This is a genomic window from Methylophilus sp. 14 (assembly GCF_015354345.1).
Lineage (GTDB): Bacteria > Pseudomonadota > Gammaproteobacteria > Burkholderiales > Methylophilaceae > Methylophilus.
Genome location: NZ_JADKYS010000007.1, coordinates 101,508 through 122,299, shown reverse-complemented (window position 1 = coordinate 122,299; position 20,792 = coordinate 101,508). Strand labels below are relative to the sequence as shown.

At 51.7% G+C, this 20,792-nt stretch carries 21 protein-coding genes; 20 read left to right on the top strand and 1 reads right to left on the bottom strand.

The features are described 5' to 3' along the window. Window positions 1-704 precede the first annotated feature (704 nt). The 16 genes from INP78_RS13595 (at window position 705) to INP78_RS13520 (ending at window position 14,419) form a co-directional block, all read left to right on the top strand. Window positions 705-1,310 (top strand): hypothetical protein, encoded by a 606-nt coding sequence (locus tag INP78_RS13595; RefSeq protein ID WP_194742727.1) that lies wholly within the window; start codon window positions 705-707, stop codon window positions 1,308-1,310. A gap of 120 nt (window positions 1,311-1,430) precedes the next feature. Beyond that, a complete protein-coding gene (locus tag INP78_RS14615) occupies window positions 1,431-1,535 on the top strand; it encodes a PEP-CTERM sorting domain-containing protein (RefSeq protein WP_228522904.1) in 105 nt (34 codons plus the stop codon). A 384-nt stretch (window positions 1,536-1,919) separates the two neighbouring features. Further along, window positions 1,920-2,612 carry a 2-C-methyl-D-erythritol 4-phosphate cytidylyltransferase gene (gene ispD, locus INP78_RS13585; protein ID WP_194742726.1) on the top strand — a complete coding sequence of 231 codons (693 nt, stop codon included), beginning with the start codon at window positions 1,920-1,922 and terminating at the stop codon, window positions 2,610-2,612. Between the two features lie 10 nt (window positions 2,613-2,622). Continuing rightward, window positions 2,623-3,105: a 2-C-methyl-D-erythritol 2,4-cyclodiphosphate synthase gene (ispF, locus tag INP78_RS13580; RefSeq protein ID WP_194742725.1), complete on the top strand. Its 483-nt coding sequence runs from the start codon at window positions 2,623-2,625 to the stop codon at window positions 3,103-3,105. A 6-nt stretch (window positions 3,106-3,111) separates the two neighbouring features. Continuing rightward, a complete protein-coding gene (locus INP78_RS13575) occupies window positions 3,112-4,941 on the top strand; it encodes an ABC transporter ATP-binding protein (RefSeq protein ID WP_194742724.1) in 1,830 nt (609 codons plus the stop codon). Window positions 4,942-5,120: 179 nt separating this feature from the next. Continuing rightward, on the top strand, window positions 5,121-5,543 hold the full coding sequence (gene gspG, locus INP78_RS13570) for a type II secretion system major pseudopilin GspG (protein WP_194742723.1): 423 nt from the start codon (window positions 5,121-5,123) through the stop codon (window positions 5,541-5,543). Window positions 5,544-5,549: 6 nt separating this feature from the next. Further along, window positions 5,550-6,722: a type II secretion system F family protein gene (locus INP78_RS13565; RefSeq protein ID WP_194742722.1), complete on the top strand. Its 1,173-nt coding sequence runs from the start codon at window positions 5,550-5,552 to the stop codon at window positions 6,720-6,722. Beyond that, window positions 6,719-8,404 carry a GspE/PulE family protein gene (locus tag INP78_RS13560; RefSeq protein WP_194742721.1) on the top strand — a complete coding sequence of 562 codons (1,686 nt, stop codon included), beginning with the start codon at window positions 6,719-6,721 and terminating at the stop codon, window positions 8,402-8,404. Before INP78_RS13565 ends, INP78_RS13560 begins: the two co-directional genes overlap by 4 nt. After that, window positions 8,385-9,212: a hypothetical protein gene (locus INP78_RS13555; protein WP_194742720.1), complete on the top strand. Its 828-nt coding sequence runs from the start codon at window positions 8,385-8,387 to the stop codon at window positions 9,210-9,212. The genes INP78_RS13560 and INP78_RS13555 overlap by 20 nt, the downstream gene beginning before the upstream one ends. Continuing rightward, a complete protein-coding gene (locus INP78_RS13550) occupies window positions 9,202-9,771 on the top strand; it encodes a PilN domain-containing protein (RefSeq protein ID WP_194742719.1) in 570 nt (189 codons plus the stop codon). The genes INP78_RS13555 and INP78_RS13550 overlap by 11 nt, the downstream gene beginning before the upstream one ends. Further along, a complete protein-coding gene (locus INP78_RS13545; protein ID WP_368668002.1) occupies window positions 9,768-10,421 on the top strand; it encodes a hypothetical protein in 654 nt (217 codons plus the stop codon). The genes INP78_RS13550 and INP78_RS13545 overlap by 4 nt, the downstream gene beginning before the upstream one ends. Continuing rightward, complete coding sequence (locus tag INP78_RS13540) at window positions 10,411-11,058, top strand: hypothetical protein (RefSeq protein WP_194742718.1); 648 nt, start codon at window positions 10,411-10,413, stop codon at window positions 11,056-11,058. Before INP78_RS13545 ends, INP78_RS13540 begins: the two co-directional genes overlap by 11 nt. Further along, window positions 11,055-13,067, top strand: coding sequence for a secretin and TonB N-terminal domain-containing protein (locus INP78_RS13535; protein WP_194742717.1), 2,013 nt, complete (start codon window positions 11,055-11,057; stop codon window positions 13,065-13,067). Before INP78_RS13540 ends, INP78_RS13535 begins: the two co-directional genes overlap by 4 nt. Next, complete coding sequence (locus INP78_RS13530; RefSeq protein WP_194742716.1) at window positions 13,067-13,555, top strand: type II secretion system protein; 489 nt, start codon at window positions 13,067-13,069, stop codon at window positions 13,553-13,555. The genes INP78_RS13535 and INP78_RS13530 overlap by 1 nt, the downstream gene beginning before the upstream one ends. Beyond that, a complete protein-coding gene (locus INP78_RS13525; RefSeq protein WP_194742715.1) occupies window positions 13,542-13,922 on the top strand; it encodes a type II secretion system protein in 381 nt (126 codons plus the stop codon). The genes INP78_RS13530 and INP78_RS13525 overlap by 14 nt, the downstream gene beginning before the upstream one ends. 8 nt (window positions 13,923-13,930) lie before the next feature. Continuing rightward, window positions 13,931-14,419 (top strand): type II secretion system protein, encoded by a 489-nt coding sequence (locus INP78_RS13520; protein ID WP_194742714.1) that lies wholly within the window; start codon window positions 13,931-13,933, stop codon window positions 14,417-14,419. A 6-nt stretch (window positions 14,420-14,425) separates the two neighbouring features. Here INP78_RS13520 and INP78_RS13515 read toward each other — a convergent pair whose 3' ends face one another. Next, on the bottom strand, window positions 14,426-15,109 hold the full coding sequence (locus tag INP78_RS13515; protein WP_228522903.1) for a lytic transglycosylase domain-containing protein: 684 nt from the start codon (window positions 15,107-15,109) through the stop codon (window positions 14,426-14,428). Window positions 15,110-15,378: 269 nt separating this feature from the next. On the opposite strand from INP78_RS13515, the gene epsA reads away from it, so the two are divergent. The 4 genes from epsA to INP78_RS13495 all read left to right on the top strand — a co-directional run bounded on the left by epsA (window position 15,379) and on the right by INP78_RS13495 (window position 20,778). After that, a complete protein-coding gene (epsA, locus tag INP78_RS13510) occupies window positions 15,379-16,212 on the top strand; it encodes an XrtB/PEP-CTERM-associated transcriptional regulator EpsA (protein ID WP_228522902.1) in 834 nt (277 codons plus the stop codon). A 290-nt stretch (window positions 16,213-16,502) separates the two neighbouring features. Further along, entirely contained in the window at window positions 16,503-17,324 is an 822-nt protein-coding gene (locus INP78_RS13505) for a PEP-CTERM sorting domain-containing protein (protein ID WP_194742713.1), read from the top strand. Window positions 17,325-17,404: 80 nt separating this feature from the next. Next, complete coding sequence (locus INP78_RS13500; protein WP_194742712.1) at window positions 17,405-18,832, top strand: hypothetical protein; 1,428 nt, start codon at window positions 17,405-17,407, stop codon at window positions 18,830-18,832. A 281-nt stretch (window positions 18,833-19,113) separates the two neighbouring features. Further along, window positions 19,114-20,778, top strand: coding sequence for a ShlB/FhaC/HecB family hemolysin secretion/activation protein (locus INP78_RS13495; protein ID WP_368668004.1), 1,665 nt, complete (start codon window positions 19,114-19,116; stop codon window positions 20,776-20,778). The last annotated feature ends 14 nt before the right edge of the window (window positions 20,779-20,792 follow it).

Genomic DNA, 20,792 nt, shown 5'->3' with positions numbered 1-20,792 from the left:
GAACAGGGCCGTGAAACGAACTTGCGCCAATGATAGTGTACTCTTCGTATGCGAAAGTAGGTCATCCCCAAGCTCCTTACATAAAAACCCAGCACAACAGTGCTGGGTTTTTTATTGGCTGTCTCAGCCATTCTCGATTCTTTATTTCATCATCAGTGGATCGCTGGGCAGAAAAAAACCCGGTGCAAGCACCGGGTTGTCAATGTCTATTAAGATAGAATCAAAATAGACTGCCATGAAATCTGTACTGCGACTGCACATTATTTGCACCGCTAGAGCGGTTGTTGATTGGTGTCTTCTCCCTCGTTTTATGCATAGTAAAAGACTCCAACGTATATGTCATTGGCCCAAGTGGGTGATTTCCAAAGTTAACCACTTGCCTTGAATTGCTAATTTTCCACATCTATAATATTAATTAGATTCAATTATTTAGATTGAAAAAAACTACACAGTTGATTGTTGCTGGCACGCGCAGTGGGTTGTAAATTGATGTGCAACGTTTTTAAGTTGAGAGGTTAGCAAGAATTAAAAACAGTAGGATTTTTAACCAAATGCAACATACGTTATTTGTGCGCCGCACCTCGCGAGGAGGGCGTGGTGAAGTTTGTTTTGTACGATGGATCACGGTGTGTAGGGATGATTATTAAAAAATAATCTATTTATGAGGCTGTTTTTTTATTTTAATTTTATGAGAGGCTGCAGTGATGTTTAATTTGACCACCCCCGCAATAAAATCCGCCTTAATCGCGGTGAGCGTGACGCTGAGTGCTTTTAGTCTCAGCGCTCAAGCAGCCCTCACTTCTATCACCACTAGCAGTGGCACACAGTTGGTATATAGTTCTGTGAGCGATGTCACTTGGACTAAAGATGCTAACCTGTTGGGCACTTGGATTGCCAGCAGTACAGACAATAATGCTAACGGCCTCGCTGATATCATTGATTCGATTATTGCTTACAGCCCTTTCATCATCAACTCACCTAACCCTTATAGCCCAACAGGCATTTACCAACTCAGCAATTATGATTTCGGTTCCAATGGCGCTACTAGCTGGTTTGGTGCGCTGGCCTTTGTTAACTATCTGAACAGCATCAGTTATGCAGGCAGCAACCAATGGTATTTGCCTACCGTGGATAACTTGAGTAGGGGCTTTAGTACCAACACTAACGGCACTTTCAGGGGGGATGAATCTGTTGAGCTGTATTACCAAGAACTGGCTGGTAAACCAGAGTATGTTTATGATAATTTTAACGCTTACTATCAACCTGACCATGGTCCTAAAGAGAACATCAATACCTTCACTCACTTGTAGCTTAACTATTATTGGGCTGGAACAGAGTACGCGTCGGATCCTTTTAAAGCATATATCTTTGATAACGCCACTGGCTACCAAAATCTTGGCGCTAAAGCCGCCTTTGGTTATGCATGGGCTATGACCCCTGGACAAGTGACGGCGGTGCCTGAGCCTGAACGCGTGGCGATGCTGTTGTTGGGTTTAGGTGTAATCAGTGGTGTGATGCGTCGCAGTCGCAGTTGATATGTAGGTATTGCGTGTTGTCTAAAAAACCTCCGTCGTGGAGGTTTTTTGCTTTTGAGGTGACTAAATCGTGTTTTATTTAGCCTTATTTAGGGCACCGCCGCCAGTGACCGAGCGCTGGTCAAAACAATCTAAATAGCGTGTCACCCCTATTGATATTGCTATGAAAGCATATCGGCTGCTGCGTAGCTAAAAAATTAGTTGGTAGCCCTGCGCACGGTTGTTAGTTTATTTCTTGTGCCTCCATGAAACACCTCTTAAAAAATAACCCAAACTATGGCATTCAAACATTAGCGCTATCAAGAGATGAGATCAGCGCAAAGTGATTGAATTGATTAAATGGCGGTCATCAGAGCCTACTAATAGGCATGTTAAAATAACAGGATGTCTCAATATCATGTCTTAATCCCTTCTGCTGGTCGTGGCACGCGCATGCAATCAACGTTGCCTAAGCAGTATCTATCCTTACTTGGGGAGCCTCTGCTGAGGCACGTGATTCAGCGTTTTGAGTCTTGCGAGCAGATTGTCAGTATTACTATCGTGATCGCAGAAGATGATTTGGACTGGCAACCCTCTTTATTGAATGGCTGTCAAAAAACCCAGGTGATCTCTTGTGGCGGCGCCACGCGCGCCGAGAGTGTTTTAAATGGACTGAAGGCGCTGCGTGACCGAGTACAGCCTGCCGACTGGATGCTGGTACATGATGCGGCCAGGCCTGGGATTGATCAGAAGATGTTGCAGCGGTTAATGGATGCTGTGGGCACATCAGATACCGGTGGCATTTTGGCCTTACCCTTAGCCGATACGCTGAAACGCGCAGACCATCAGGGGGGGATTACTGAAACCATTCCGCGCGAACATTTGTGGCAGGCGCAAACACCGCAAATGTTTCGCTATGTCGATCTACACAATGCTCTGCATACTTATTTATCACGGCATCCTACCGATGAGGCACAGGCCATGGAATGGATGGGCAAGCAGCCGCAATTGGTACTTGGTAGTCTTAAAAATATGAAGGTCACCTACCCAGATGACTTGCAAATGGTGGCTGCCTTGATGCAGTCGACTCTGAAATAGAAAGTAGCATATGATTCCTGTAAGAATTGGACATGGTTTTGACGTACATGCCTTAGTCACCGGGCGTGACTGCATTATTGGCGGCGTAAATATCCCGCATAGCCACGGCCTAGATGGCCATTCTGATGCCGATGTCTTGTTACACGCAATTTGCGATGCTTTACTAGGGGCTGTGGGTTTGGGGGATATCGGCAAACATTTTCCACCGACCGATATGCGCTTTAAAGGCATAGACTCACGCGAATTGCTGCGGCATGTTGTGCAATTGTTGCAGGATAAAAGTTACCTGGTTGGTAATATTGACGCGACCGTGATATGCGAAGCGCCGCGCTTGAGCAAACATACGGCTCAGATGTGCAAACATATTGCCAGTGATTGCCAGGTGACACTTGAGCAAGTCAATGTCAAAGCTACGACGACAGAAAAACTTGGCTTTACCGGACGTAGTGAAGGTATTGCGGCAGAAGCGGTTTGTACCGTCTATTCAAAGTAGTTGACCATGCAATTGTTTAACCGTTTTGAAGCGCTGGTTTCACCGTTTCCCGCAGAAATCCTGACGCGCTTGCCTACACGTTTCTGGCCTTTTATGTGGGCATGCTCTTATGGCATGCGCCGCTATATTTTGGCCATGACCATACTCACCGCCTGTATCGGTTCGTTCGAGGCGTTATTGTTCGCTTTAATGGGCAAAGTGGTCGATAAATTGACCGCCATTGTGCCCAGCCAATTATGGAGTACGCACCACCATACCTTATGGCTGGTCGGCGCGGTACTGATGGGGAGTACGCTGATCATCATCTGCCAAACCTTGATCAAGCACCAGACGCTGGCGGGTAACTTTCCCATGCGGTTACGCTGGCAGTTCCATCAGCATATGCTCAATCAGAGCATGGGCTTCTATCAGGACGAGTTTGCCGGGCGCGTCTCCGCCAAGGTCATGCAAACCGCGCTCGCGGTGCGCGAGGTGTGGTTTATCCTCGCCGATATCATGGTGTATGTATTGCTTTATTTCACCACGATTGTCACGGTGGTTGGCAGCTTTCATCCGTGGATGGTGTTGCCTTTTCTGGGTTGGCTTTGTTTGTATGGCTGTGCGCTGGTCTTTTTTATTCCGCGGCTGGCCAAGGTGTCACAACGGCAGGCGGATGCACGCGCTTTGATGACAGGGCGCATCACCGATGCCTATACCAATATTTCTACAGTCAAATTATTTTCACATGCCGGCCGCGAGGCTGGCTACGCGCAATCAGCCATGCAAGAATTTCTCGACACGGTGCATGGGCAAATGCGCATGGTGAGCTGGGTAGAGAGTATCAACCATTTTCTGAATATGTGCCTCATTATTGCTAGTGGCAGCATGGTATTGTGGCTGTGGTCGCAAAGCCTGGTGGCTGCAGGCGCTGTGGCTGCGGTGATGGCGATGAGTTTACGCCTGAACGGGATTTCGCATTGGGTGATGTGGGAGCTGACCTCGCTGTATGAGCAGATCGGTACCGTGCAAGACGGCATGAACACCTTATCAATGGCGAATAACATCATTGATGCGCCAGGTGCCGTGACATTGCAAGTGCCGCGCGGGGAAGTCCGTTTTGAGCAAGTGAACTTTGCTTATGAAAAACAAGGTGCCTTGTTACAACATTTTGAATTATGCATACAGCCGGGTGAACGAGTCGGCCTGGTCGGTCGTTCTGGGGCAGGCAAATCTACCATCGTGAACTTGCTCATGCGGTTTTACGATATTCAATCTGGGCATATCCGCATTGATGGCCAGGCCATAGACCAGGTGACACAGGATTCATTGCGCCACCAGATCGGCATGGTCACGCAAGATACGTCCTTATTGCACCGCTCTGTGCGCGAAAACATTCTGTATGGCCGTCCTGATGCGTCAGACGAAGAAATGATCCTCGCGGCCAAACGTGCAGAAGCGCATGACTTTATCTTGACCCTGCGCGATGCCAAAGGCCGCACTGGCTATGATGTGCATGTGGGTGAGCGTGGCGTTAAACTGTCTGGTGGCCAACGCCAGCGCATTGCGATTGCCAGGGTGATGCTCAAAAATGCACCGATTTTGGTGCTAGATGAGGCAACCAGTGCACTAGACTCTGAGGTCGAACTGGCGATTCAACATCATCTCGCCCAGTTGATGGAGGGTAAAACCGTGATTGCAATTGCACACCGTTTATCCACGATTGCCGCGATGGATAGACTGATTGTGCTGGATCAGGGCCGTATTGTGGAGTCCGGCACCCATCACGCCTTGCTGGCAAAGGACGGGATTTATGCCAAGCTGTGGGCGCATCAGAGCGGAGGCTTTCTTGGCGAATAAGTAAACGGCTTATCGGCCATTGCCATAAAAACAGCGCCTTCGGGCGCTTTTTTTATGGCAATGGCCGAGTCAATTGCGATAGCAATCCTTTACAACTATGACAGCTTGTCACATTGCCGCCACTTTTCTGCAATCTAATCTGCTTAGTATTGTCATCAAATTTTCATGGAGCAATTTTGATGCCTTGTCGTACTGTGCAGCATAGCCGCGGTTTTACCTTGCTGGAGTTATTGGTCGTCATGGTCATTATTGGCTTACTGGCGGGCTACGTCGGGCCCAAGTATTTTCAGCAGATTGGGAAATCTGAACTCAAAACCGCCAAGGCGCAAATTGCAGCACTGGAGCAGGCGCTGGATCAGTTCCGGCTCGATGTTGGGCATTACCCAAGCACAGAGCAAGGATTGCAGGCCTTGATGACTAACGCCGATAACAATACGCACTGGAGCGGCCCCTACCTGAAAAAAGAAGTCCCCAATGACCCGTGGGGCAAGCCTTACCAGTACCGTGCTCCTGGTCAGCATGGCGAATATGATTTGTTTAGCCTGGGCAAAGATGGCCAGGTTGGCGGCAGCGACGAAGCACAGGACATTACCAACTGGTAAACCGCCATGCATTATCAGGCAAAAGTGCTCAATGGTTCTACGCTGGCAATGGTGGAATTGCAGGCTGACGATGAACAGGACGCATACGCACAACTGAAATCCAAAGGCCTCATGCCAGTGTCGCTGCATGCGCACAAGGCGGCCAAAGTCTCCAAGCGCGAAACGTTTCCGCTGGCCTTGTTCAGTCAGGAGTTGCTGGCCTTATTGCATTCCGGCTTGAACCTAGTCGAGGCCATTGATGCGCTGGCGTTACGTCAGGATCAGACGCGCACGGTGTTGCAGGGGATCTTGCAGTCGCTGCAGCAAGGCAAATCATTCTCCGCCGCGCTTGAACGCCAGCCAACAGTCTTTCCACCGCTCTATATCGCCACCGTCAAGGCCGCTGAGCGCACCGGTGATTTGGGCAATGCCCTGACACGCTATATTGCCTACGACAACCAGGTCTCGCTGCTCAAAAAGAAAATCGTCAGTGCCTCGATTTACCCCTTGTTGTTGATGGTGGTAGGCGGGTTGGTGATTGCCTTTTTAATGGGCTTTGTCGTGCCTAAATTTAGCAGTGTGTATGAAGGCACCGGCGCGGATTTGCCCTGGATGTCCAAAGTGATGTTGCAATGGGGTTCGCTGATTTCGCAACATGGCGAGACCATGCTGGCGATATTGGTCGTGATGGTCATTGGCCTGATACTGCTGTTCAAAACACCGGCGACACGGCAGTCCATGCTCAAAGCGATTTGGCGCATTCCGGCGATTGGTGAAAAACTCCATCTCTACCAGCTCGCCCGCTTTTACCGCACCTTGGGCATGTTGCTAGCCGGTGGTACACCGATCATGACCGCGCTCGACTCTCTGGGCGGCTTGCTGGATAGCAGTATGGCGCGCAGCCTGCAACAGGCGCAAACCATGATTAGTCAGGGGCAGCCGCTCTCCCATGCGTTTCAGACGGTCGGAATGACCACGCCGATTGGCGAGCGTATGCTGCTGGTCGGCGAACGTGGTGGCAATGTGGCGCAGATGATGGACAGCATTGCCGGGTTTTATGATGAAGAGCTGGCACGCTGGATAGACTGGTTTACCAAGTTGTTTGAGCCTTTGCTCATGCTGTTTATCGGTCTGGTCATCGGTGTCGTCGTGTTGTTACTGTATATGCCTATTTTTGAACTGGCGGGGCAAATCCAATGAACCAGCCTTTGCCCATGCTCTCTGCCGACACCTTATCCCTTGCGCAAACACAGGCCTTGCAACAACAACGCCGCGTGATTGAAGTGTTGGAAGACATCGTCCCGGCAGACAGTGAAATGCTGGTGAGTCAACTGGCGCAGTTGCTGCATTACCCGCTGGCGACCATGCGTGAGATGCGCGAATGGCAAGTGGCCTTTGATGTAGTGAGCTATAACGAGGCGCAGCAGAAAGAGTGCCTGGCGTTTTATGATGCGGCACAAACCCTCATTTTGGTGTTTGCTGATCCGTTTGACCGCCAGTTGCCACTGTGGGCGCAGCATGCGGTGCAAGTGCCGTTTGAGTGGCGCTTGGCGCATCGTTTAGAGATTAGTGCCTATCTGGCAGGCGAAGAAGAAACCATGCGCGCCATGGATGGCGTCGGTCTCTCGACCGAGCATGCCGCAGCCGAAGGCGACGAAGAAGTCGTCATGCAGTTGTCGCTGAAGTCTATTCACGAAGATGCCAACCCCATCGTCAAACTGATTAACTCCACCTTGTATGATGCGCTCAAAACCGGTGCCAGTGACATACACCTGGAAACGCATCCTGGCGGCCTGGCGGTGAAATACCGCATTGACGGCGTGATGGCCAGTATTGCCAACAGCCCTGGCCTGGACAGCGCAGAGCAGGCGATTTCACGGATTAAGGTGATGGCGCAACTGGATATTGCCGAGCGCCGCATTCCGCAAGATGGCCGCTTTAAAGTGCACGCCATGGGCAGGCTGATCGATTTCCGTGTTTCTATCATGCCGAGTGCTTTTGGTGAGGATGCTGTGTTGCGTGTGCTGGATCGCAAAGCCCTGACTGAGCAGGCGCAAGGCCTCAGCTTGAAAGCACTGGGGTTTGATGCCGATGTGATTGCGCGCTTTAGAAAACTGGCCAGCGAGCCGTATGGCATGGTGCTGGTCACAGGCCCGACCGGTAGCGGTAAAACGACTTCTTTATATGCCGCGATTTCAGAAGTGAATACCGGCTTTGACAAAATCATTACCATTGAAGACCCGGTCGAATATCAATTGCCGGGTGTATTGCAAATCCCGGTCAATGAGAAAAAAGGCCTCACCTTTGCGCGCGGCCTGCGCTCGATTTTGCGTCACGACCCAGACAAAATCATGGTCGGTGAAATCCGTGATGCTGAAACGGCGCAAATTGCCGTGCAGGCGGCACTGACCGGTCACCTGGTGTTTTCCACCGTGCACGCCAACAGCGTGCTGGATGTGATCGGCCGCTTTATGCATATGGGCGTCGATCCTTACCATTTTGTGTCGGCGGTCAATGGCATCGTCGCCCAGCGGCTGGTGCGCGCCTTGTGTCCGCATTGTGCCGAACCGTTTGTGCCAGATGAGGAAATGTTACGTGCGTCTGGCCTGACGGCAGCGCAGGCCGCTGGCATGCAGTTCAAACACGCGCAAGGCTGCGGCCATTGCCGCGGTACCGGTTACAAAGGGCGCAAGGCCGTGGCAGAAATGTTGGTGCTCAATGATGAGCTGCGCGAGATGATTATCGCCAGGCAGCCAATCCGTCAACTCAAAGAAGCGGCAGCCAGAAATGGCATGCGCACGATTCGTGAGGCCGCCGTTAGTGCAGCCGCAGAAGGCATGACCAGCTTACAGGAGATCAACCGTGTCACGTTTATTGCCTGAGTGGTCCTGTTGCGGCCTGACCAGGGTGCTGGTGACCGCAGACCAGTTACTGGCAGCGCACAGGCCTGCGGGCTTGCGCACGCGTCGCCTGACCGCGCAAAGCCGCTGGAACGGCACGGATTTGCAAGCGGCACTGCCAGCGCTGTTGTCACAACTCCCCGCCAGTCGTTGGCGGCGCATAGAAGTCACTATTGCTGATAAGCACGTGCATCTGTTGCGCTTGCCTGCCATGACGCAAAGCGTGCAGTCGCTGGATCTGTCTGGGCAGGAGCAGCAGGCCTATGCCCGCGCGATCTTGATGCAAACCTACGGTGAGGCCGCGCGAGCCTGGCCGTTCCGTTTGCAGGATATCCAGCAGCCGCAAGACAGCTTGCTGGTGGCGATTCCCGCCTTGGCATCCCTGGATATAAATGCATTATTGGCCAGACATGCCATGCAGTGGTCGGTGCAGCCTTATGCCAGCGCCCTGTGGGCGAATACGCGTTTGCCAGCGACAGGGACGGTGCTGACGGCTGAGCCACAGATGCTGCGATTATTGCAACTGGATCAGGGTCACATGACCCATGTCGCCAGCCTGGCGACGGAGATGACGGACGTGAATGCCATGGCAGCCTGGCTCATGCGCGAACGTACCTTGCTGGGCGTGCAGGCTTCCTCGTGCTACTGGTTGCTGGAGCCTGGTCGCCAGGTGATGGAAAAAACGGGGCGCTCCTTAAAACAGGCATTGTCTGGCCAGGTGTCCTGGCAAGTCTTGCCAGCCAGTCGTGCAGTTGCCCCATGTCAGCAGGAGCTTGCGCATGTGGCCTAACCCGAATTATCAGCTGGAGTTTTCACGGCCAGCATTTGCCTGGCAGTTATTGCGCTGGCCTGGCGCGGTGCTGGTGATGTTATTAGGCGTGCTGGTAGCGGTGAAGTATGCAGGGGTCACCGACACTGAGGTGCAGTTGCAGCAGCTTGCACAACGTCAGCAGCAGTTGATTCAACAACAGACAACGGCGACAACCGCTGCACATTCGCCAGTCAACAAAGTGGCCGCCAAGCAAACGGTGAGGGTATTAAGCCAGCCAGAGCAGAAAGCGGCCGAAAAAATAGTGCAGCAGCTCAATGTGCGCTGGTTTGATTTGCTACAAGCGCTGGAGTCACAACAAGTGCCAGAGATTGCTTTATTGCAATTGTTGCCCGATGCCAACCGTGCGCAGTTTGTGCTGTCAGGCGAGGCCAAGAGTTATCAGGATTTATTGAAGTATATGAGTCAGTTGCAGGTGGTGCCAGTGCTGAAGCAGGTACATCTGCAAAAACACCAGGTCAACGAGAGTCATCCGCAACGTCCGGTCAGTTTTGAGATTCAGGGGGGGTGGCAGCCGTGACTGTAGTACGTTTTCCTTCGCCAATGAACGTGGCGCCTATGAATGTGGTCTGGCTGCTGCGCCGCGCGGCCTGGTATTTAGGCTGGTTGCCCATGGTGTTATCGCTTGCATTACTGCTGATGTGGGGCCTGTTATCACATCAGCAATCTTCGCAGGTGGCGCAGATAGACGCGCTGGAAAAAGACATCCGGCAACTGGCGACACAACGCCTGGTCGCTGCGCCTGTGGTCGCAGAAAAAAACTCGGCGAAACCAGATTCTGCTGTTAAAGCGCCATCGTTACCAGATGATCCTGTGCAGTTGGCTGTACTTTGGCAGCAATTGCCGGCATTTAGTGATCTTTCGCCACGCATGATGCATATTGCCAGCCTGGCGCAAAAACGGCAGATCGCCCTCAATGTGGGCGATTACCAGTGGCAGGCACACCAGTCTAATGCGGCGACACATGACATTCAGCAGTTTGATATGCGTTTTACCATACAGGCCGACTACGCGACTTGTCGCCAGTTCATCCTGGATGTGCTGCGGCAATATCCCTCTATGGCATTGACCGGGCTGGAGCTGCGTAAAAATGAAACGGTACAGCCCGTTGTCGACGCCACATTGACATTCTCGGTGTTTATCCGCGGAGGGCGTGCAGATGGTGTCTGAGTCCAAACCATCCACACGACCGCTGTTGTGGCTGGCCCTGTTGCTCACGCTGGGTCTGGTCTATTGGCAATGGTCGCAAGAGGAGGTTGCTGCTGATACTACCGTGGAGGCTGCCAAACCGAGGGTGAGCAGACCACTGCCACACGACGAAGTGGTCGCCATACCGTTAGCACCTGACAGTCAGCCCGTTGTGGCACCTGCGACGGCATCAGTCTCGGTCGCCGCCGTACCTGCCAGTGAGGGGACTTATTTCACACGCCAGTTGCCAGCCAACAAGCTGAGCCATGCCCTTTTTGCGGCACATGAGTGGTTGCCACCACCGCCCAAGCCGCAACCACCGCCACCGCCTGAGGCACCCCCTTTGCCTTATAGCTATGTGGGCAGCATGCAGGATGTGCCAGGCGGCGATGTGGTGATTTTAATGCAGCAGAAAAAAGTGCTACTGCCCAAGCTGGGGGGCAATGTCAGTGCGCAGTGGCGACTCGACCGTGAAGATATGCAATCTGTGTATTTCACCTATGTGCCGCTGAATAAGGTGGTGGTACTGAGCAAAACCAAAACAGCGACAGCGGCTGGCCAGCGCCAGGCGATGACGGACGCTGACAACAATCATCAGGAAGAAATGCTTAACCAATGAATGCTTTTCAGTTAAATCAGCCTTTGCGGACTGCGATTCCGCGTTATGTCGCCATCAGTCTGTCGGCCTGGGTGTTGTCATCGTGTGGCCTGTTCCCGCCCAAACTCACCGCGACCACCCCAGAAGGTAAAGTGCATGAGTTGGCGCAACAAGTGGCAGAGCGCCCGGCGGATGTGGTGTTGCGTAACCGCTGGTTCCGCGAGCGCGAACAGGCCATTAATGTGCTGTCTGCCGAGGCTGAAGCTGCCGATGCCAGAGGCGATATTGCGGCGGCCAAGCAGGTGTATGCGCGTATTTTAACGTTGGATCCGCACCATATTAAAGCGCAGGCCTATGAGAACGCCAGCGCGCGTGAAGTCGCCTTGCGCAAGCAGTTGGATGCCGTTAAACAGCATATGGATAGCCCCAAACAGGCTTTGAAAGAAGTGCGTGATATTTTGCTGGAGCAACCCACCAATGCCGAAGCGCAGGCCCTGGAAAAACAACTGATCGCCATGGAGCCGCGTGCCCGTGCAGCCTTGCCGCAATTGCAAACCAGCTTGAACAAACCGGTGACGCTGGAGTTACGCGATGCCAATATCAAGGTGGTGTTTGAGGCCTTGTCGCGTGCCACGGGCGTAAATTTTGTGCTGGATAAAGACATCAAGCCAGAAACCAAAGCCTCGGTATTCGTGAAAAAAATGCCGATTGAAGAGGCGATAGACATGGTGCTGGCCAGCAACGGCTTGCAAAAGAAAGTGCTGTCTGCCAATAGCGCCTTGGTGTACCCGGCGACGCAGCAAAAGAACAAGGATTACCAGGATTTGCTGATCCGTAATTTTTACTTTGCCAACACCAGCGCCAAGCAGTGTGCCGATATGTTGCGCACCATTTTAAAAATCCGTGATGTGTATGTGGACGAGCGCCTGAACATGCTGGTGCTCAGGGATAAACCGGAAGTACTGGCGCTGGCCGAGAAAATGATTAAGGCGCAGGATATTGCCGACCCGGAAGTGATGCTCGAAATCGAGGTGATGGAAATCACGCGCGGCAAAATGAACCAGTTGGGCATTGTCTACCCATCGTCACTCACGGTGCTCGATAGCCAGTTAACGCTGGAAGCGCTCAAGCGCATCAAATCGTCTGATATTGGCGTCAGCCCTAATCCCAGCCTGCAATTCAAAACCACAGACAGTGATTTGAACCTGCTGTCTAACCCGCGTATCCGTGTGAAAAATAACGAAAAAGCCAAAGTGCTGGTCGGTAACAAGGTGCCAGTGATTACCACCAATACCACCGCCAACGTGGGGACGTCTGAGAGCGTGTCTTATGTGGATGTTGGCCTCAAGCTGGAGGTCGAGCCACGCGTGATGTTGGATGATTTTGTCAGTATTAAAGTCAACCTGGAAGTCAGCTCACTGGGCGAGGCGATTACGCTGAGCAACAACTCCAAGGTGTATAACATTGGCACCCGTAACGCGACCACCATGTTGCGCCTCAAGCATGGTGAAACACAAATTCTGGCCGGGCTGATTCAGGACTCGGAACGTAAAAACGCCGATAAATTACCAGGCCTGGGTGAAATCCCGATCTTGGGTCGCTTGTTCTCGCGCCATATTGATGAAAAGAATAAAACTGAAATTGTGCTGGCAATCACGCCCAAGGTCATCAGCAATGTGACCTTGCCGGAAGCGACCTTCTCTGAATACTGGAGCGGGACCGACACGGTGATTTCTGACAAGCCGCTGTTAAACAGCATGCCGAGCAACACACTCACACGTGGCCAGCAGGCACGCGAACAACAGTTGCAACGCCAGCGCGAGTTGAATGATGCCGCAGATGTACCGGGTAATGAGTCGCCAGAGTCCGCACCAGCCCCTGAGCCTGTGGCATTGCCTGCCCCGGATGCACCACCGGCCAGCAACGAGTCTACGCAGCCTGCGTCAGCCATGCCGGGCTTGTCTAACAATGTGAATGGTATTTCGGAGCAGGGCACAACGACTTTACCTGCCCCCAAGGTGATTCCTTGATGGTTGACACCGTGAAACGCGCGCCTGGATTTACCCTGATTGAACTGATGGTGTCGCTGGCGATTATTGCCATCATGGCCAGTATCGCCACGCCCATGATACAGCTGACGGTGCAGCGGCAAAAAGAGCAGCAGTTACGCGAGTATTTGCGTGAAATGCGGCGTGCGATTGATGCCTACAAAAAAGCGGCCGATGAGGGTAGGGTGAAAAAGAATGCCGATACCAGCGGTTACCCGCCCAATTTGCAGGTGCTGGTCGACGGTGTGGAAGATGCCAAAAGTACCAAGCATGAGCGCATACGTTTCTTACGTCGCATTCCTCAAGACCCGATGATGAAAAATCCGAGCGCTGGCAGTTTAAGTCAGGCGTGGGGTCTACGCAGTTACGACAGCTCACCTGAGCAACCGCGCTACACGCAAGATGTCTACGATGTGTATTCATTAAGCACGCAAACCGGCATCAATGGAGTGGCTTATGCACAATGGTAAGCGGCGTGGGTTTACGCTGGTAGAGCTGCTGGTGGTGCTATCGATTCTGGCTTTGTTATTATCGCTGGCCGTGCCGCGCTATTTTTCTGGCGTGCAGCGCGCCAAGGACCAGGCACTCAAGCAGCAACTGGCCACCACGCGCAAAGCACTGGATGAATACTATGCCGACCAGGGCCAGTATCCAGACACCTTGCAGGAGTTGGTCGATAAACATTACCTGGACAAATTACCCTGGGACCCCATTACTGAGCGCAATGATGTCTGGGTGATTACGCCGCCGGAGTTGCCTGTGGTGGGTGGCGTATATACCCTGCACAGTAGCGCGACCGGCCAGGCTGCCGATGGCTCAGCCTACACCGACTGGTAAGCCAAGGCATGCGCAGGCAAGGCGGATTTTCTTACATAGGCGTGATGGTGACGCTGGTGATTGCGGCCATCGGCATGCAAGGTGCCGCTGTGATGTGGCAGCAGCAATCCCAACGCAGTAATGAAGCCTTGTTGTTGGAAACCGGCGAAGCCTATCGCTTGGCGATTGGGCGTTATTATGAATCGACCCCGCAGCCAGTCAAACAATACCCGATACGGCTAGAAGAGTTGATTGAGGACAAGCGTTTCCCTGTGCCCAAGCGACATTTACGCCGTCTATACCCAGACCCGTTTGTTGTGAAGCAGGGCATGACCTTAATCATGCGCGATGGCCGGATTGTCGGCGTGCATGGTCAATCGCTATTAGCGCCGATACGCAGCACTGGCTACCAGGAGTCGCAGTCAGGTTTTCACGGCGCCAAGCATTATCGCGAGTGGCTGTTTGTGTATGAGCCGAATACCCTGGCTGATCTGGAGCTGGCGTGGGTCAATCGTTAAACCAGGTCAGTTACTGACTTGGCTGCCGTAACCTGTGGGTGCAAGCCTGGTTTTGAACGCTTGGTAATAGCCAAGCACTTTGGGGATATATTGCCTGGTTTCGGCAAAAGGTGGCACGGCGTGCTGGTGGGTTTTCACTGCTTGTGGCCCGGCATTGTAGGCCGCCAGGGCCAGGGTGACATTGCCTTCAAACATATCCAGCATGCGCTTTAAATAATGCGAACCCCACAATATCTGCTGTGGCACTGACCATTGCCTGACCGGAATGGCTGTCATGGTTTGTGCTGTGGCGGGCAGCACTTGCATCAGCCCATATGCGCCTTTACGCGACAGCGCCTTGGGGTTGTAGCCGGACTCGGTGGCAATCACGGCGTGAATCAGTGCTGGCTCTATCTGTGTGGCTTCGGCAGCGGCCTGCACCTCGGCCTGATAGGGCACAGCACCACCTTTCCATTGAGATGACTGGAGACCGCGGGCTGGCGTGACAGCGTCATTTTCTGCCTCTGCGGCGTCAATATTACTGATGACTAACTCACTGTCACTGGAGTTATCCAACTGGATATGTTCGGCGAGTAGTTGTGCGGTTAAACCAACAGCAGTCGTCTCCGCATCAGCGCTACCACAAGCGATCGCCGTCGCTAGCAACAGGGCCAGTCTGGTTCGGTGCGAGCTGTGAGCGGGCGCATTCATGATGGGTCTGATTGTGTCACAGTCATGTGACACGGCAAAGACAAGCGGCCATGCGCTGCCAAACATGCTTGGGCACGCAATTCATGTGATTGTCATGCTTGTACAGGCCTGTGCCAATAAAACCAGGCAGTTAGAAAATGGCAATTTCCTCTCCTAGTCATGTTGCTAATCCGTTGTCATGAATTTATCAATCAACTGACATGTGTGAATCATTTTTCTGTCACAAATTCTGAGCAAACTTACTGCATTTATATAAATGTGGTTAACACATGGATACAACAATAACAGGGATAGATCAGGTCAACGACCAATGGACGTTGGCACTGAATGAAGAGCAACGCGCGCTATTTATGGAGGTGATTGAGGAGTCGTTGCGCCTGCAGCATCGCTCACACCTTTTTAACTGGCTACAGCGCGGGTTTCAATGTTTATTGGCCCATGAGGTGGTGATTATTGGTGTGCGTAGTTTGGAGCGTGCCAGTTATGACTATGAATACCTGACCTCCAGCCGTTATTTTGGTGATACCCAGTTCGACCAGGTGCTTAATGATGAGGATGGCCTGGTGAATGAAGCCTTTGCGCGCTGGAGCAAGCTGGGCATGCCAGTATTTTACCATACCGAGCTCACCGCGCAGCAGTATAACCACTATGCCGTTGAGCATGTCGATGCTGAACGCATGCTGGCGTCGGAGCTTAAGCGTTTTGTGGTGCATGGCTTTGGCAACGAACACAGCCGTATTGCCACCATGGTCATGTTTGGCCGCATGAGCTCCCCAGCCAATGCGCAAACGGCTCACCTGCTGGAGTTGCTCATGCCGCACCTGCACTGTGCGATTGTCAAAGTCACTGCCAATAAATGTCCCTCCGTGCTATCCACCACTGCACGCAATGGCCGCATTAAACCGCTGAGCAAGCGTGAGCTCGAAGTACTGGAATGGTTGCAGGCAGGCAAAACCAATTGGGAGATCGGCAATATCATGCAGGTCAGCCCGCTCACCATTAAAAACCACGTGCAAAATATCTTACGCAAACTGGATGTAGAGAACCGCAGCCAGGCCGCCAGTAAGGCGCTCAAACTGGGGTTGATTACCCGTAAGCAATAAATTGATGACCTTGCTTTTTGTCCACAGGCGTTAGTGTTGGGGTGCACTTCACCAGACTAGTCCGAACGGACTAGTGTTCACTTTTACGCTGTCATTTTTAGTTTCTAGACTAGTCAGGATTTTTATGCGGGTGTTTAACGCGGCCAGACTAGTCCATGCGGACTAGGTTTCCAAAATAAGGCTGTCATCTACTGCCCCCATAATTTTTCGGGATGAGTTTCATCGTATTCGCTCAGGTATTAGTAGTTTGCTCTTTCTATCGGTTTGCTCAAAAAATTAAGGAGAAGTTTATGAAATTTCAAGTAAAAGCATTGGTTGCTGCATTGGCTCTGTCCGCTGCAACTATTCCAGCACACGCGGCTATGACATTTGCGACAAGCGGTAGCTCAAGCCTAATCCTGACTTTGCTGGACTTTAACAGCAATACGTCAGCCACTTTTGATCTGGGCTACGGCTACGACAGCTTCCAGAGCTTGGTTGTTGATGCACACACTAACGGTACGCTGTCTGCAGATGGTTTGTCCAAAACATTTTCTATTGATTTGGCCGGTGGTGATTACTCAAATGCATGGACTTCATTCTGGGATACTGCTTCCGCTTCTACTACCAAGTGGGCTATTTATGCTGCTGATGGTACCGGTACTGGTGCAGGCGCACGCGGCATCATCTCTACTTACAAGTCAGGTGCTAACCTGACAAACTCAAATCAGTTGCAAACTTCTATTGCAAACTTCAATGGCTACATGACTAACAACAACGCGTTGGACAACCACAACACTGTTGATAATGGTGCTAGCGTTGTGACAAGTAACTTGTCAAGAGCATATGCAGGCGGCCAAGCTTATGGTTCCACTGGTCGTATTAACGGCCAAGGTCATGTGTCTATGGATAACCTGGATAGCACCATGACTGTTGTGCAACAACTGACAGGTGCAACCGCTGCTTCTCCAGTAGCATTCAATACACTGGGCTTAAATGGTAATTTCCAATTCAAAATGACTTCCGGTGGTCTGTTGGAATTCGTAGTGCCAGTACCTGAAGCTGACAGCTACGCGATGTTGCTGGCTGGCTTGGGTGTTGTTGGCTTGGTCGCTCGTCGTCGCAAGGCTTAATACAAAATTAAAAAGCCATGAAAAACGGCCAGTTTACAAACTGGCCGCTAATCAAATCTTTTATCGAAGGAAGCGAAAAAATGTTTAAATTTAATAAAGTATGCTTGGCTGTTGCAGCTACCCTGTTTGCTGGTCAAGCGTTTGCTGCCCCTGTGACTCAAGCACAGATCAATACTGCGCGTGGCAACGGTGCATTGAATGAAACCTGGATCTCTGGTGCTTCAGCACCAACCTACAATGTTTTCCAGGGCTTTGCTGCTGGTTGTGATGCAAACACTCTGTCTGTGTTCAACAACGGTTCAGCAACGGCCGCTGTAAGACCAGGTAACTCCGCTGCAAGTAACTTCCTGGCTTATGCTTGTACACGTGGTGGCAAGGTTTCTGTAGTTTATCATACGATTGATGGTGGTTCTTTTAACGCTTATGCACCACATATCCCTAACGATGTTGACGGTGATGGTACAGTAGGCACTACAAACTTGCGCCGTATCGGCAAGTTGGGTGCTAACGATGGTTGCGTGGCTCAAACTGGTACTTTGTCCTTACCAGGTCAAACTGCGATTGCCTCCTACCGCTCATGCGCAATTGTGACACCAGCAACAGCTGCTGATGGCGCGACTGCGAAACCAGCAGGTGGTTTCTCTGACGTTGAAGCTGCATTGTTCGGTGTATCAGTGGATGGTTACGGTGTTGAATCTAACGCTAACGTTGGTCAAGCATTCGGTATCGCGACTTCTACTGCCCTGTATCGTGCGATGCAAGTTGCACAGGGCATCTATGCAAGCGTAGCCGCTGCCAACTCAGCTGACCCTGACTACTTGCCAGCCAATGCACCTAGCATTTCTCATACGCAATATGCTTCTATCGTAAGTGGTACAGCTGCTGATGCCGGTATTCTGGTACCTGGTTCTACGGCTGCCCTGAACTTGGCCCGCCGTGTTCCTACTTCTGGTACACAAGCTTCTTCAAATGCGACTTTCTTGCGTAATCCTTGTAATGGTGACCCATCTATTTTAGGTGCTTTGGCACCTGTCGGTCAGGTTGACTCCACACCTACTTTGATCATCACAGAAGGTTCCGGTACTGGTAACGCCAAAACAGCATTGTCTACAGCAGGTTTTGCAATCGGTGTGCTGTCACTGGAAAACAACTGGCGTACAGATACATCTTCGAATGGCTATCGCTACATCAAGCTGGATAACGTTCACCCGGAAGCACCAGTTGCTGGCTCTGGCCAAACAACAGATGCTAACGCGCGTTACACAGCGGCTCAAGGTTTGTACGATTTCCATATGGAAATGAAATCTTTCGTAGCTAACTCAGCTTCCGGTACCTTCGGTGAGACTGTCATCAATGAAATCGTTGGTGCTTTCGCTGGTCTGGATTGTGCTGAAGTACCACGTGGCTTGACTATCAACCCATTTGCCGGTTCTTCTTGCACAGTGGGTACCATCGTGGCTAAAGGTTCACGCAATGGTAATAACTGCCAGGCACAACAATTGTTCTAATAGACATTCCTAGTAGCCAAAAGCTGCGAAGTTTGATGAAAAGCACACCCTTACCGGGTGTGCTTTTTTTATGGTGACGTGTAATCAATGGCGCGCGCCACTCCTAGCGCTGACGGCCGGTGACAATGGCCCGCATGGGCTACGCAAACACCGCCGCGGACTAGTCCGTATTTCATCTTTGTGACACGCAGTGCTTTCAAAATGGCAAGCCTCGATAAGTGCCTTAGGCGGTTGAACAGAAAAGAAAGGTGTTGCAATTGTTGCTGCGTGTGATGAGTGGAGTGTGTGTCTTGTGGTCGTTTGCATTGCATGCAGAGCAGGCGACTGAGGTCACCCCGCAACCTGGTAATTCCCCGGTGGCTGAGCTGAATGCGCAGGCTGCAGTAGAGGTGTTGCCCCAGGATCAGTTTGATATTTTCGAATACGTGGTCAATGGTAATACCGTACTCAGTGTCAATGACGTTGAAAAAGCCGTTTATCCCTACCTTGGTGAGCATCGTTCAATCGCAGATGTAGAAAAAGCGCGTGCTGCACTAGAGCAAAGCTTTCATGAGGCGGGCTATTTGACGGTGTTCGTGAGTATTCCTGAGCAAGAGGTCAACGCCGGCGTTGTGAAGCTGGAAGTGCTGGAGGGCAAAGTGGAGCGTTTGAGCGTAGTTGGCTCGCGTTATTACTCTTTGGGCAAAATCAAGCAGAACGTCACGGAATTCAAAGAGGGACATGTTCCACACTTTCCAACCGTACAAAAACAAATTGCCTCGGTCAATATTAACCAAGACCGTGTAGTGGCGCCTGTGTTGCGGCCAGGCAAGTCGCCAGGCATGGTTGAGGTGGATTTAAAGGTGGATGACAAGTTTCCGTTGCATGCCAGCCTGGAATACAACAACCGATACACGCCAAACACCACCAAGACCCGCCTGTCAGGCAACTTGCGCTATGACAACCTGTGGCAGAGCGATCACAGTATTGGTCTGGGTTTCCAGGTGACACCGGAAGATGCCAACGAGGTGAAAGTATTTTCGGGCACCTATGTGATCCCTTATGCCGGCGACTATTGGGCCATGTATGGTGTGGTCTCACAAAGTGACATCAGTGCGGTAGGCGATTTGAATGTGGTGGGTAACGGTAATATTTATGGTTTGCGCTATATCCATCCGATGCCCAGCCCAATCAAGTCTTTTAATCACAATTTGACCCTGGGCGTTGATTACAAAGACTTTAAAGAAAGCACCCGCAGGTTGGGGGCTGACCTGGGCAGTAATCCGATTACCTATCTTCCCATGCTGATTGGCTATACCGGCAATCTGGTGACGCCGGAGAGTACTACCAAGCTCGACCTGAACTTTGTTTTCTCCACCAAGGCATTAGTCAATGAAGAGGCTGAGTTTGTACAGCGACGTTATCTGGCACGACCAAACTTTTCTTATTTGAGAGGACAGCTCGAGCATACCTGGACACTGCCTTATCAATGGCAATGGTACGGCTCTTTGGGTGGACAAGTCACCGGCGACTCACTGGTGTCTAACGAACAGTTTTTTATTGGTGGCCTGGATACTGTGCGCGGCTTTCTCGAGTCCAGCGCGCTGGGGGATACTGGTACCAACCTCACCATGGAGTTGCGTTCGCCGCCATTACAGAAGTATGCGGGCTCCTGGGTCAACGAAATGCGTTTGCTGGCTTTTTACGATTATGGCTTGGCGACCACGCGTGATCCGGTCACGTTTGCTAATGACCGCTTCTCGCAAATCGAGCGTTACATTTTGTCCTCTTACGGGTTTGGCCTGGATGTGAAGGCCGCACATGGTTTGTTTATGCGCCTGGATTTTGCGCGCGTGTTGCAATCAAGCTGGATATTGGAAAACGGAAACACGGCACCACTCAAGCCAGCTGGGATGGCTGAAAGTGGTGATACGCGCCTGCATTTTAAAGTGGGTTTTGACTGGTAATAAGCGCTTAGCTG